The organism is Aeromonas veronii (assembly GCF_040215105.1).
Classification (GTDB): Bacteria; Pseudomonadota; Gammaproteobacteria; order Enterobacterales; family Aeromonadaceae; genus Aeromonas; species Aeromonas veronii_G.
In genome coordinates this window covers 1239635-1252710 of sequence record NZ_CP157875.1, presented here as the reverse complement: position 1 = coordinate 1252710, position 13076 = coordinate 1239635, and the positions used below count along the sequence as shown (strand labels likewise).

Below are 13076 nucleotides of genomic sequence, written 5' to 3'. Positions count from 1 at the left end.
GAGGGGAGCCCACGGGCTCCCCTCTCTTGTTTGCACGACGCATCGCCCGCAGCCGGGTTTCCCCTCAGTAGGTGCCCGTCTTGCGCAGCACGGCGCGGCCCGCCGCCTTGGCGGGATCGTCCACCACGTTCTCGACGCGCTGCTGGGTGTTCTTCGCCTTGTTGTAGGTCTCGCCCACGCCGGCAGCCTCGGCAGCCTTGCGCTTGGCGTAGTCACCGGGATTGTCCACCGCATTCTCGACCCGTTGCTGGGTGTTCTTGGCCTTGTAGTAGGCGTCATCCACGCCGGTGGCCTGGGCCGCCTTGCGCTTGGCATAGCCAGCGGGATCGTTGACCGCGTTGTCCACACGCTGTTTGGCGCTCTGCGCGGAGCAATGGCTGTTGACCCCGGTCGCGCTGTTGACGGCCGAGCCGATCGCCACGTCTTTGGAGCTGCAATCGGAGGGCAGCACGGCGGCATGAGAGGAGAGAGAGGCCATCGCCAGGGGCAGGAGAAGAAGGGACCAATGTTTCATGACAGACTCGCAATTACTGATGAAATGACGAGGCAGTCTACTCCCATTGGCAGAGTGGCGGCACAGGATCCACCAGCAGATGGCACCCAGTCCGTCAGTTTCTAACGCATCCCTAAATTAAGCAGACCAATTCACTTAAAACAACAAAATAATCAGAATTAATCACTACCCCACCCATCTGGGTCAAAAATCCCGAGCCCCCTGTCATCAAATCATCATCAAAGTGTCACTTTGTCATATTTCTGTCATAGAGCACTGCTGTAATGCGCCCGTCCAATTCAACGCAGACGTCCCAAGAGGCACCATGCAAAGCAAACCGTCATCCCCGCAGACCCGCGCTACCGGCCCCCTGTTCAACTGGCTAGCGGTGATCACCTTTGTTTACCTGATCTTGGTCGCCGTCGGGGCCGTCTCACACGGCTTTAAAGGGTTCTCCGGCGGCGCCGAGGGCGCGGCCCAGATCTTCGCCTTCGCAAACAACCCCTTCGTCGCCCTGCTGCTCGGCATCCTGGCCACCGCCCTGGTGCAATCCTCCAGTACCGTCACCTCCGTCATCGTCGGCCTGGTGGCGGGCGGCCTGCCCATGAGCATGGCCATCCCCATGGTAATGGGGGCCAACCTCGGTACCACCATCACCAACACCATCGTCTCCCTCGGTCATATCCGTGACAGGGGCGAGTTCCGCCGCGCCTTCGCCGCCGCCACCGTACACGACTTCTTCAACCTGCTGGCTGTCTTCATCTTCCTGCCGCTGGAGTTGATGTTCGGTCTGCTGCAAAAGAGCGCCGAGTGGCTGTCCGGTCTGCTGATGGGCTCCGCCGACATGTCCATGAAGGGCATGGACTTCATGAAGCCCATCATCTCCCCCTCCCTGGATCTCATCGACAGCGCCGTCGCCTTCCTGCCAGGCAAGGGCCCCGCCATCGCCACCATCGTCATCGGCATTCTGCTGATCCTCGGCTGCGTCACCGCCCTCGGCAAGGTGCTGCAACGGGTCATGGTGGGTCGTGCCAAGGAGCTGCTGCACAAGGCGCTGGGCCGTGGTCCCCTGACCGGTATCGCCTCCGGCACCCTGGTGACCGTCATGGTGCAGTCCTCCTCCACCACCACCAGCCTGATGATCCCGCTGGCGGGCGGCGGCGTGTTCAACACCCGTCAGCTCTACCCCTTCACCCTGGGGGCCAACATCGGCACCACCATCACGGCCCTGCTGGCGGCCACCGCCATCAGCGGCGCCGGCGCACAGCTGGCGCTGACCATCGCCTTCGTGCATGTGCTGTTCAACGTCTTCGCCGTGGCGCTCATCTATGGCGTGCCCTTCCTGCGGGAATTGCCCATCAAGGCCGCCGAGACCCTGGCCCGGGTCGGCAGCGAGAACAAGCTGCTGGCGCTGGGTTACGTGGCTGGGCTCTTCTTCGCCCTGCCCGCCCTGATGATGGTGGCGGTCAAGTAAGGGAAGACGCTGTGCACCGAGGGGCAACATTCGAGTTGCCCCTCGTCGTTTGTCTGCCCGGTCACATCCTCCACGCTCCCGCTCGCCCTCTCCGGCCCGCTGGGATAAGATGCCGCTATCATTGCTCTCTTTGTATGACAGGGAATAGGGAAAACTGATGAAATTCATTCTGATAGCACTACTGGTTGCCGGGGTCGCCTACTACTTCTACTCCAGCGCCAACAACAAGAAGGTGGCGGCCGAGAACGTCCGGCTCGGAGCCGAGTTCCTTGCCAGCAACAAGGAAAAGCCCCTGATCACTACCACGGCCTCCGGCCTGCAATACGAAGTGCTGACTCCGGGCACAGGGTCGGTCCACCCCACCGCCACCAGCAAGGTGAAGGTGCACTATGAGGGCAAGCTGCTGGACGGCACCGTCTTCGACAGTTCGGTCGCCCGCGGTGAGCCCATCGAGTTTGGCCTCAATCAAGTCATTGCCGGCTGGACCGAAGGGGTACAACTGATGGTGGAAGGGGAGAAGACCCGCTTCTACATCCCCGCCAACCTGGCCTATGGCGACAGAGCCGCCGGCAAGCTCCCGCCGGGATCCGTGCTCATCTTCGACGTGGAGCTACTCGGCATCCAGTAACCCCGGGACAAGCTCCCACTGAGTGCCGTGCTCATCTTCGACGTAGAGCTGCTCGGCATCCAGTAACCCCGGGCAAGCTCCCATTGAGTGGCGTGCTCATCTTCGACGTGGAGCTGCTGGGGATCCAGTAACCCCAGGCAAGTGCCCACTGTTCTCTACCAGGCCAGCTCCGCTGGCCTGGTTTATTTCCCCTTCTCTGAACCCATACTCCCCGCCAGATCCCGGCCACTATCAATTAATAGTGAACAGTGCTTATACATATCACCAGATTGTTAACCATGATACTTGGGCAGATAATGACTTCAATGTCAGTGGCATCCTGTCCTGACCCCCTATCATGCGGTGGCGGCCGGTTGTGCCTACACCGCCAACCAGGAGTCTCATCATGGCTATCGCTCCCGTCTGGTTCATCTCCCACGGCGCCCCGGATCTGGTCTTGCGGGATCAACCGGCGACCCAATTTCTGAAAAGCCTGCGCCTCGAAGGGGTCAAGGGACTGGTGGTGATCTCGGCCCACTGGTTCAGCCGCACCGAGCTGCAGATCAACGTCGAGCCCAATCCGGCCCTGATGTATGACTTCTACGGCTTCCCGGAACCCCTCTACAGCATCCGCTGGCCTGCCAGCACTCCGGCCTGGCTGCAGGAGGCGGTGAACGATCAGTTGCTGCAAAGCGGCCTGCCCGCCACCCCGGTCAAGCGCGAGCTGGATCACGGCGTCTGGTCTCCCCTCTCCCTGATGGATCCGGCGAGCGAGCTTCCCCTTGTGCAGCTCTCCATCCCCGCCAGCCTCAGCCCGGCGGAGCTGTGGCGACTGGGCGAAGCGCTGCAAGCCCTGCGTGAACAGGGGATCGGCATCCTCGCCTCCGGCGCCATTACCCACAACCTGCGGGCCCTCGGGCCGGACGGCTCCCCGGTCCCCGGCTGGGCGAGCGACTTTGCCCACTGGCTGGAGCAGGCCATGGCCGAGGGGGATCGCCCCGCGCTGGAAGATTACCGGGCCCGCGCCCCGGGGGCCGTGGAGTCCCACCCCCATGACGATCACCTGCGCCCGCTGTTTGTGGCGCTGGGGGCGGCAGGGAGTGACAAGCCCTCGAAACTGCACGACAGCTGGGATTACGGCAGCCTCTACATGGGTGCCTACCGCTTCGGCTGACCCCGACAAGGGGGTCAATCATCTCTGCGCATGGCGGGTCACTCCCGCCATTTTTTTCCGTCGTTTTCGCCGATAAATGACTTAATAAGAGACTCATCGTGCTGAACTTCCGGTAGAATGCCCTCTTTCGGGTAATATCGACTGGCAAGGATGGCTGTCGCATTCCAGGTGGCATGATGAACCCTCTTCGATCACTGATCCTGCTCTGCCTGCTGTTCGCCCTGCCCGCGCAGGCGCTGATCCTGCACAGTCGCCACGATTTCCAGCCTGTCTATTCCCCGATGCCACCGGCCGAAGCACGCTGGTTGCAACAGACCCCGCAGTTGCGGGTCGGCATACTGCGCCACGACTACAAACCGTTCAGCATTCTCATCCCGGATGACCGTTTCGAGGGTGTATCAGCCGATTATCTCGATATCATCGCAAAATCCCTGAAAAAACCCCTGTCATTCACGGTGTATGCAGATAAAACCGCCATGCTGTCGGCCCTGCGCGAAGGCAAACTCGACATCGCCAATATCGGCAACCAGGCCCTGGATGAACAGGAGACCGGCATCAGCCTGAGTCGCCCCTATTTCAGCAGCACCCCCATCTTCTCCGCCCTCAGGCAGCGCCAGGGTCCCCTGCTGACCCCGGGTCAGAGCGTGGCCACCGTCGCCGGTTATGCGGATGCAGCCCAGTTCAAGCGCTATTACCCCACCCTGAAACTGGTGACCTATCCCTCCAACAAGGCGGCTTTCGATGCGGTCTTCTTCGGTCATCAGGACGTTTTGCTGAGCGATGCCTATGCCATGCGCTACCTCAATGGCGAACGCTTCGATCAGCTCAGAGCGCGCGGCGAAGCCCAATCCGGTCTTGCCCCCGGCGCATTTCGCTTCGCCGTCTCCAGCCAGGCCCCCCAGCTGCTGAACCTCATCAACACCACGCTGAAAGATCTCGGCGATCTGACCCGCTACTTCATCTTCAGCCAGTGGAGCGGCCCCATCCGGGATACGGTAGACAGCCCGGCCAACCTCTTTGATGCCGATGAACTCGCCTGGCTACGCCAGGCTCCCACCATCAAGGTCTGGCTGATGGACAACCTCTACCCCTATGGCGCCAGAGACTATGACGATCAGCTGACCGGCATGGCGGTCGCCATGCTGACCAAGGTGAGCAAGCGCACCGGCCTGCACTTCAACTTCGTCTCCTATCACTCGGAACAGCAATTGAGCGAGGCGGTCCGCCACGGGGAGGTCGATCTCATCGGTGCCATCTCCCGCCCCGTTGCCCAGCACTATGGCCTGCAGACAACTGCCCCCTATGCCGCCGACGACATCTACGTGATCCTGGCCCAATCGTCAGATGCCAGCATCCACGGCATGGGGGATCTGGCAGGTAAACAGGTGGGCATGACCCGCCACAATCCTCTCGCCAAGCGGCTTGGCAGCAGCCGACTCACCCTCACGGAAAGCGCGGCCGAGGCGATACGTTCACTCAAACTGGGGCGCCTCGATGCCGCCATCGTGCCGCTCTACTTCGCCCAGCACATGATGGGGAGCAGCGAGGCCCAACTGCGCATCACCGGCCCCGCCAGTGACGAGCCCATCCAGATGGGGTTTGCCGGCATGCCGCGCAACGCCATGCTGATGCAGATCCTCGACAAGACCATCCTCTCCATCTCGCCAAGCGAGCTGGCCATGATGAACTACGAGTGGCGCAACCGAACCCTGCCAGCGCCCAGCTTCATCGATCGCCATGCCCACTACCTCTACCTGCTGTTTGCGGCATTGTTCGGGCTGGCCCTGCTGCTGTGCTATCGCAACCGCATGCTCAAGCGGCTGGCGCAATCCGAGCAACACTCGCGCCATCAGCTCGAGGCCCATGTGCGTTTCATCGAGGCGCTGGGGGAGAGCCTGCCCCACCCCATGGTGGTGCGAAACAGGGATGGCCGGGTATTGATGTGCAACAACCGGTTTCTGACGCAGCTGGGCGCGAGGCGGGAGCGGGTGCTGGATCATGCCTTCGCAGAGGGGCTCGCCGGCTGGGTCAATGACGAAGACATCGCCGTACTGGAACAGGATTTTGCCCAGGTGCTGGCGACGGCCGAACCCATCTTCGCGGATCGCTTGTTCCATCAGGGGGAGCACTGCTCCGTCATCTATCACTGGATGGTGCCCTACTTCGATGCCGGGGGGGTCGTCAGCGGGGTGATCGATGGCTGGATAGACATCACGGATCGCAAGACACTGGAGGAGGACTTGCGCCTGGCCAAGGAGCAGGCCGATCGGGCGAGCCGTGCCAAGAGCGACTTCCTCGCCACCATGAGTCACGAGATCCGCACACCCATGCACGCCATCCTCGGCATGCTGGAGCTGGTCAGCCAGGATCCGGCCCTGAACCATCGCAGCGCGGAGCAGCTGAGCATTGCCTCGGAGTCGGCACACGGACTGCTGGATCTCATCGGGGATGTGCTGGATATCTCCAGCATAGAGGCGGGTCAGATGACACTGAACCCCGTTCCCTGCACCCTCAGCCCCCTGCTCTATTCGGTCTGCCGGGCATTCCAGGGCATGGCCGAGCACAAGGGGCTCGGCTATCGCGTCGAGATCGCCACCGACGCCCTGCCCCAGGTAGTCATGGATCCCCTGCGCCTGCGTCAGATCCTCTTCAACCTGCTCGGCAACGCCATCAAGTTCACCCATCAGGGAGAGGTGAGCGTCGCGGCAAGGCTGGATACCCACGGGCAGGATCCGCTGCTCCTTATCTCCATCCATGACAGCGGGGTAGGCATTGCCGCCGACCAGCTGCCGCGGCTGTTCACCCCCTTCTATCGCGGTCGCAGCGCCCAACCTCAGGAGGGGAGCGGGCTTGGACTCAACATCTCCCGCATCCTGTGCCAGATGATGGGCGGTGACATCAGGGTCGAGAGCACACTCGGGGCGGGCACCCGGCTCGAAGTGAGCATTCCCCTGCAACTGGCGCAAGCCCAGGTCATGCCTCCTCATCCCCTGCCCGCCGAGCAGGCCCCGATGGATCGCCCCCCCTTGCGCATCCTGGTGGTGGATGACAACCACACCAACCAGACCCTGCTGCGCCAGCAGCTCAAACACCTTGGACACCAGGTGAGCGTGCGTGGCAACGGCGCCGAGGCGCTCAGGGCCATCCACAGCAGCCACTTCGATCTCGTCATCACCGACTGCCAGATGCCGGTGATGGATGGATTCGAGCTGACCCGTCGCTTGCGGGCCTACGGCCATGATCTCCCCATCTGGGGCTTCACCGCCCATGCCCTGCCGAGGGAGCGTGAGCTCTGCCTCGCCGCCGGCATGGACGAGTGTCTGTTCAAACCCATCGGGCTGGCTCGTCTGCAAACGGCGCTCATGGGGATCACACCGCGTACCCCGTAAGCCTCTGGCTCGTCAGTGACAAACGCCCATAAAAAAAGAGAGCCTAGGCTCTCTTTTTTCATTCGATGCCGGGATCAGTAGAAGATCCGGTCTGCCTTTTCACTCATCTTGAGCCACACCGGCTTGGTGCTGGTCTTGTTCCAGATGCGATGCAGATAGCTGTAGAAGCGGGCACGATCGCTGCGAAACAGCATCACCGGAAAGGCCAGCACACCCACCAGCATGGCAAAGCTGCGACGAAGGATTATCTGAGTCAGAGAGAAGGGATGAAACATGATGAACACCTCACTGGTAAGACCACTGAACAAAGATTACGCCATAAATTGTAGGATTACTACACCATGAAGGCCATTTTTTTTATGAAAAAATGCCTTTTCAGGAGGTAAATGAAAGTCGGTTACATTTATTAACCAAAATACAACAAGAGTGGCAAAAGGCCGGGGCTGGTTCAGAGTTAATCAACGAGAGGAGCGACAAGGAGAAACAGGGTATGAAACTGGCAGAAGTGGCGATCCTGGGGGTGCTGGCGCTGCTGATCCGGGCCCAGTGGCAGGAGTGGGAGCTCAATCGCAATGACGCCATCGAGATCGCCTATCATGGCACCCCCACGGTCAGCCTGTGGCAATGTGGTCAGCTGAAACAAAAGATGGGCCAGCTGGGCGAACATTCGGCCGAGATGCAGTACCAGTTTCGCGGTCAGGCTATCGCCGATCTGGAGCGTTATCTGCAAAAGGAGTGGCGACTGCAGGGGTGCGATCAGTTGATTGCGGATCAGTGAAAACAGGTCAATCCGACCGAAGCGTTCTGGACAAGAAGATGAAAGCGATGAGGAGATATGGAGGCACGTTCCGGAGTCGAACCGGACTAAACGGATTTGCAATCCGCTGCATAACCGCTTTGCTAACGCGCCATGCTGCAAGACAAGTGTCTTGAGAGTGATGCTCATGCTTAGTGAACATGAGAAATTGGAGCGGGAAACGAGACTCGAACTCGCGACCCCGACCTTGGCAAGGTCGTGCTCTACCAACTGAGCTATTCCCGCCTGACTGCCTGATGCCAGTTACCTGACAACGAGGCGCATTATACGTACCCCGAGCCCGGGCACAACCCTTTTTTATGAGTTTCAGCGCTTTTGCCGACTGTTTGCTCAGGCTTTAAACGGCTTGCTCGAAAATCCCTCCAATCCTTGTGATCTGGCAGGCGAATCCGGGATAAAGTCATTGAAATAATTAGCCTTTAATCAGAAACTCACATGGCTTAGTAACTGGATTCTCAATTGAAAATCACAAAATGAAATGGACCTTCAGGCCTCGTGGGCTCAGACCGCAGCTGATGCTGGCGTTTTTCATGCTGGCCATGGTGCCCTTTCTGGTCATTACTCTCTTCTTCCTCTATAGCCACGGCAAGGATCTCACCACCCAGACCTCCAACCATCTGGTCTCGGTGCGCAACATCAAAAAGAGCCAGCTGGAAGATTACTTCGGCAACCTCAAAGAACAGATCACCAACTTCTCCCAGCAGGACTTTGCCGGCGACAGCATAGGCCGCTTCTATGGCTTCACCGGCGCCTTCGAAAAGCTCGGCACCACACCGCAAAGTGCCCGCGCCCGCGCCCAGGCCCGCTATGTGCCTGGCTCCTGGGACAAGCTGCAGCAGCCGGACAGCAAGCTGGTCATCGAGCCCTCCATCAGTGCCCTCATCCTGGCGGACGAGATGTATGGCCGGGTCCATCAGCGCTTCCACCGCGGCTACGCCGACATGGTGCGCAAGAGCAATTACAGCGACATCTTCCTGGTAGATCTCAACGGGGACGTGGTCTATTCCGTCACCAAGCAGCCCAACTTCGCCACCAACCTGCTCTCCGGTCCCTATCAGGCGAGCGGACTCGGCAACACCTTCGCCAAGGTCAAGCGCCGCCTCGACGGCGGCCAGCCACCGCGGCAGATCTTCGAGTTCACCGACTTTGGCCGCAACGAGCTGACCGGCAAGGTGGTCGCCTACCTGGCCGCCCCCGTCATGCAGTACGACGACGTGCGCGGCGTGGTGATCTTCGAACTGCTGCCGGACAAGCTGAACCAGATCATGGCCGAACGCGAGGGACTCGGGAACACGGGGGAGACCATCCTCATCGGCCCGGACAAGCGGATGCGGGCCGATGCCTGGCTGGCCCCGGAATTCAGCGTGGAGAACAGCTTCAGCCCCAACTTCAGGCCGCTGCAGACCCCGCTCATCCTCACGGCGCTTTCCGGCGAGCAGGGGGTAGGCCCCTTCCTCTCCTACCACGATGACGAGGTGCTGGCTGCCTATACCCAGGTCAAGGTGTTCGATACCGAGTGGGCCTTCATCGCCGAGATCTCCACCAGCGAGGCCTACTCCCCCATTCGCCAGCTGGAGACCCTGGTGATCCTGCTGGGAGCCGCCTCCCTGCTGCTGCTCATTTTGTTCTCCCGCTGGCTCTCCCACTCCATCACGGCGCCCCTGCGATCCCTCACCGCCGCCGCCGAGCAGGTGGCAGACGGCGCCCTGGATCACCCCATCACCATTCCCCGCACCGACGATGACATCGACCGCCTGGCCCAGGCGTTTCGTCACATGCAGCGCTCAGTGAAGGACAAGATCGAACTCATCGAACGCCAGACCCAGGAACTGCAACAGCAGGTCAAGCTGACCCACAGGCAGAACCAGAGCCTGCAACAGGCCGACAAACTCAAGGATGAGCTGCTCGCCAACACCTCCCACGAGCTGCGCACCCCCATCCACGGCATCAAGGGGATGGCGGAGTCCATGCTTGCGAGTCAGCAGAGCCTGACCGAGGGCCAGCAAAAGCAGCTCGGCCTCATCATCAAGAGCGCCGACGGCCTGGCCCGACTGGTAGACGATCTGCTTGACTATCACCAGATGCGCTACGGCCAGTTGGAGATCCACCCCCAGCCAGTCTCCTCCAAAGGGGTCATCCGGCTGGTGCTGGATCTCTGCCAGCACCTGGTGCAGGCCAAGCCCCTCACCCTGGTGGACATCAGCCCGGCCGAACTGCCCCCCGTGCTGGCGGACGAACAGCGCCTCGAACAGGTGCTCTACAACCTGGTGGGCAACGCCATCAAGTACACCCCCCAGGGCAAGGTGGTGCTGAGTGCCCAGGTCGAAGGCCAGTTCCTGCGCATCAAGGTGACGGACACCGGCATCGGCATCCCCCGGGAACACCTGGAGCACATCTTCGAGCCCCTGGTGCAGATGAACCCGGAGCTTGGCAAACAGGGGGCCGGGCTCGGCCTCTCCATCACCCGCCAGCTGGTCCACCTGATGGGGGGGGAGCTCAAGGTCGAGAGCGAGCCCAGCGTCGGCTCCACCTTCGCCTTCACCCTGCCCCTTGCCAGCGGCAAGGCGGGCAGCCTGACCCTGGACAGCCGCCAGATAGAGCATCAGCTGGTGCGCCAACAGCCCCTGATCCTGCCGGATTGGGAGAGCGACGATCTGCCTATCCCCCCCGAAGGCGCCCCCCTTATCCTGGTGGTGGACGACGAGCCCATCAACTTGCACATACTGCGCCACCTGCTGCAACCCTGCGGCTACCGCATCCTGCCGAGCAGCGATGGCCACGACGCCCTCGCCAAGCTGGCCCAGGAGCCGGTCAACCTCATCCTGCTGGATGTGATGATGCCGACCCTGTCGGGCTTCGATGTCTGTCGCCGCCTGCGGGAACAGCACCCCAAGGATCAATTGCCGGTACTGCTGCTCACCGCCCTCAACCAGCCAAAGGATATCGAGGAGGGCTTCAACGCCGGGGCCAACGACTACCTGGTCAAGCCATTCTGCAAGGAGGAGTTGTTTGCCCGGGTCAAGGCCCTGCTGGAGGCGAGCGCCGGTCGCGCCTCATTGGTGGAAAACCGCCTGCTCAAGCAAGAGATAGAGCACCGTCTGCGCCTGCAGGGACAACTCCATCAGGATCAGGAACGCTTGCTGGCTTTGCTCGGTGAGGGGGCCGATCCCATGGTCTTCATCGATCCCCGGGGTACTGTGCTGTTCGCCTCGCGGGTACTGGCGCGGCTGCTCGGCCAGGAGCCGGAAGCCATGGAAGGGCAATCCCTCGACGAGTGGCTGGCCACGCCGCTGGCCCGCCAATGGCCCGATCTGGATGAACAACAGGAGTGCTCCCTGAGCTTCCTGGTGGCCGGGCAGAAAGATGAGCTCAACGCCCGCGCCCTGCCCATCAGCCTCGGCGGTCAGAGTGCCTATGCCCTCACCCTCAGCAGCGATGCGAGCCCCGATGACAACCGGGTGATGGCGCTGGAGAATGCCCTCAAGAGTCTCTCCCGTCAGGCCATCATCGAGGATGGTCAGCTGCTGGGCGAGCTGAGCCGGCTCGGGGGGGAGTTCCGATCACTGGCCGACAACCTCATCCGCCAGCAGGATGACGAGCCCCTGCGCCGGGCCCTGGTGGACACCATGCACCTCACCCTGGATGCCTGGCAGCAGAGCACCGGCAAAGGCAAGATAGTGCTGGCGGAGAAGAGCAAGCTGTGGCGCGTCTACATGGACAGATCCAGCCCCCAGACCCGCACCCTCGACAAGTATCTGAGCCTGGACACCCTGCCCAAGGCGCCGCGCTGGAAGACGGTGGTGGCGAGTGCCGAGTACGTGCTCAAGCAGTGCCCCCTGAACGAGACCCAGCGCCAGAGTCTGCACCAGAGCACCCAGCTGCTGCGTCAGCTCGCAGGTCGCAAGGGGTGAGTCCTTCGCCCCATCTTTTTCCCCTCAATGAAAAAGCGCGCCTGTCTGGGCGCGCCTTTTCCACTCTGATCCAGTCTCCCTCTCAGTGGCCCTCTTGCTGACCGTAGTAGTGCTCGAGCAGGGCGCTGGCCTCCGTCGGTGAGATTTCCATCTGCGGCCAGCGGCTCGCCTTGTCCCGGATATCCTCCAGCCCCCCCTTCTCCGGGCGAAGCTGACTGCCGAGCTGCCGGTTCAGGGCGTCATAGCGGGCAACGACCGCCTGCCGGGTGAAATGACCAGGCGCGAGATCCAGTCGGTAACCCTTGAACAGCCACTGCAACCCTTGGTAGATCGCCGGGTGATAGACGCTGTGGTGATCCTCCTCCTCGAAATAGCGGCTGGTGACGTGCAGATTCGGGACGCTCTGCGCCGTCACCCGTTGGGCAAAGGTCTGCAAGTGATCCCGATGAAACTCGGAACGTCCAAAGCCCGGGGTGAAGGGGTTGTTGGCCACCGCGATAAACAGGGAGGCCGGGTGCTTGAGGGGCCGGGTCAGGGCGTGCTCGATGCGCTGATAGTTGTGGGGATAGTCGAACCAGAGGCTGGCATCGATGGAGAGGAAACCCTGAAACTGGCCTTCGTCTTTTGCCACCGCATCCAGGGTCAGCAGGCCGCCCAAAGAGTGGCCCACCAGCAGGGCGGGTGAGGTGGTGCGATAACGGCCGTCGATGAGCGGGCGCAGCTCCTTGGTCAGATACTGCATGAAGCGCGGACCGCCCCCGGTCTTGACGTAGCCGGCCCCCGCCGGCGCCCCGTTGGGCAGCGCCATGGTGTGGCTCGGGGTGTAGTCCCGCATCCGGTCGGTGTTGTGCACCGCCACTATGATGAGGGACGGGATCGCCGGATTGAGCCCGGCCCGCAGCGCCTGGGTGATGCCCGCCACCTCCAGCAGGAACTTCTCCCCGTCCAGGAGATAGAGCACCGGGAAGTGCTGATCCGGCTTTTGCGCATAGTCATCCGGCAGATAGACGCTGTATTGGCGGGTTTCGCCGAGCAGGGTGGAGTGATGGCTGAAGCCTTCGGCGTAGTGGAGCAGGTCTGCCTGGGCAGAAGAGAGACTGAGCATGGTGAGTAGTAGAGTAATGAGTCTTGTCATGGGATGGGTCATGGTCGGCCAGCCTTGGCGATCCGGCGCCGGACGATACAGGGAAACGGCAACAGGGCTTGTGGGC

The 13076-nt window shown here is 61.6% G+C and carries 9 protein-coding genes and 2 tRNA genes; 6 read left to right on the top strand and 5 right to left on the bottom strand.

Translation table 11 applies throughout. From position 1 onward, the window contains the following. Positions 1-64: 64 nt before the first annotated feature. The gene (locus ABNP46_RS05930) at positions 65-514 is read right to left on the bottom strand and encodes a hypothetical protein (protein WP_127464653.1); all 450 of its coding nucleotides are present in this window, start codon (positions 512-514) and stop codon (positions 65-67) included. Positions 515-818: 304 nt separating this feature from the next. On the opposite strand from ABNP46_RS05930, the gene ABNP46_RS05925 reads away from it, so the two are divergent. From ABNP46_RS05925 to ABNP46_RS05910, 4 genes are all read left to right on the top strand, one after another. Then, a complete protein-coding gene (locus ABNP46_RS05925) occupies positions 819-1967 on the top strand; it encodes a Na/Pi symporter (protein WP_103859023.1) in 1149 nt (382 codons plus the stop codon). Positions 1968-2124: 157 nt separating this feature from the next. Continuing rightward, complete coding sequence (locus tag ABNP46_RS05920) at positions 2125-2595, top strand: FKBP-type peptidyl-prolyl cis-trans isomerase (RefSeq protein ID WP_349921492.1); 471 nt, start codon at positions 2125-2127, stop codon at positions 2593-2595. 385 nt (positions 2596-2980) lie between these two features. Beyond that, on the top strand, positions 2981-3748 hold the full coding sequence (locus ABNP46_RS05915; RefSeq protein ID WP_349921491.1) for a DODA-type extradiol aromatic ring-opening family dioxygenase: 768 nt from the start codon (positions 2981-2983) through the stop codon (positions 3746-3748). Between the two features lie 176 nt (positions 3749-3924). After that, the gene (locus ABNP46_RS05910) at positions 3925-7137 is read left to right on the top strand and encodes an ATP-binding protein (RefSeq protein ID WP_349921490.1); all 3213 of its coding nucleotides are present in this window, start codon (positions 3925-3927) and stop codon (positions 7135-7137) included. Between the two features lie 74 nt (positions 7138-7211). Here the strand turns inward: ABNP46_RS05910 and ABNP46_RS05905 are convergent, their stop codons facing one another. Beyond that, entirely contained in the window at positions 7212-7412 is a 201-nt protein-coding gene (locus ABNP46_RS05905) for a YbfA family protein (RefSeq protein ID WP_349921489.1), read from the bottom strand. A 215-nt stretch (positions 7413-7627) separates the two neighbouring features. On the opposite strand from ABNP46_RS05905, the gene ABNP46_RS05900 reads away from it, so the two are divergent. After that, positions 7628-7915: a hypothetical protein gene (locus ABNP46_RS05900; RefSeq protein ID WP_349921488.1), complete on the top strand. Its 288-nt coding sequence runs from the start codon at positions 7628-7630 to the stop codon at positions 7913-7915. A 58-nt stretch (positions 7916-7973) separates the two neighbouring features. On the opposite strand, the gene ABNP46_RS05895 is transcribed toward ABNP46_RS05900, so the two are convergent. Beyond that, a tRNA-Cys gene (locus ABNP46_RS05895) sits at positions 7974-8047 on the bottom strand. Positions 8048-8103: 56 nt separating this feature from the next. Further along, a tRNA-Gly gene (locus ABNP46_RS05890) sits at positions 8104-8179 on the bottom strand. 248 nt (positions 8180-8427) lie between these two features. Here ABNP46_RS05890 and ABNP46_RS05885 point away from each other — a divergent pair. Further along, positions 8428-11865, top strand: coding sequence for an ATP-binding protein (locus ABNP46_RS05885; protein WP_349921487.1), 3438 nt, complete (start codon positions 8428-8430; stop codon positions 11863-11865). A gap of 82 nt (positions 11866-11947) precedes the next feature. Here the strand turns inward: ABNP46_RS05885 and ABNP46_RS05880 are convergent, their stop codons facing one another. Then, the gene (locus tag ABNP46_RS05880; protein WP_349921486.1) at positions 11948-13000 is read right to left on the bottom strand and encodes an alpha/beta hydrolase; all 1053 of its coding nucleotides are present in this window, start codon (positions 12998-13000) and stop codon (positions 11948-11950) included. Positions 13001-13076: the final 76 nt, after the last annotated feature.

Excerpts from the sequence above, each read along its gene's own strand:
- ABNP46_RS05925 (WP_103859023.1), top strand. The coding sequence starts at position 819 with ATGCAAAGCAAACCGTCATCCCCGCAGACCCGCGCTACCGGCCCCCTG.
- ABNP46_RS05920 (WP_349921492.1), top strand. The coding sequence starts at position 2,125 with ATGAAATTCATTCTGATAGCACTACTGGTTGCCGGGGTCGCCTACTAC.
- ABNP46_RS05885 (WP_349921487.1), top strand. The coding sequence starts at position 8,428 with ATGAAATGGACCTTCAGGCCTCGTGGGCTCAGACCGCAGCTGATGCTG.
- ABNP46_RS05880 (WP_349921486.1), bottom strand. The coding sequence starts at position 13,000 with ATGACAAGACTCATTACTCTACTACTCACCATGCTCAGTCTCTCTTCT.
- ABNP46_RS05905 (WP_349921489.1), bottom strand. The coding sequence starts at position 7,412 with ATGTTTCATCCCTTCTCTCTGACTCAGATAATCCTTCGTCGCAGCTTT.
- ABNP46_RS05930 (WP_127464653.1), bottom strand. The coding sequence starts at position 514 with ATGAAACATTGGTCCCTTCTTCTCCTGCCCCTGGCGATGGCCTCTCTC.
- ABNP46_RS05915 (WP_349921491.1), top strand. The coding sequence starts at position 2,981 with ATGGCTATCGCTCCCGTCTGGTTCATCTCCCACGGCGCCCCGGATCTG.
- ABNP46_RS05900 (WP_349921488.1), top strand. The coding sequence starts at position 7,628 with ATGAAACTGGCAGAAGTGGCGATCCTGGGGGTGCTGGCGCTGCTGATC.
- ABNP46_RS05910 (WP_349921490.1), top strand. The coding sequence starts at position 3,925 with ATGAACCCTCTTCGATCACTGATCCTGCTCTGCCTGCTGTTCGCCCTG.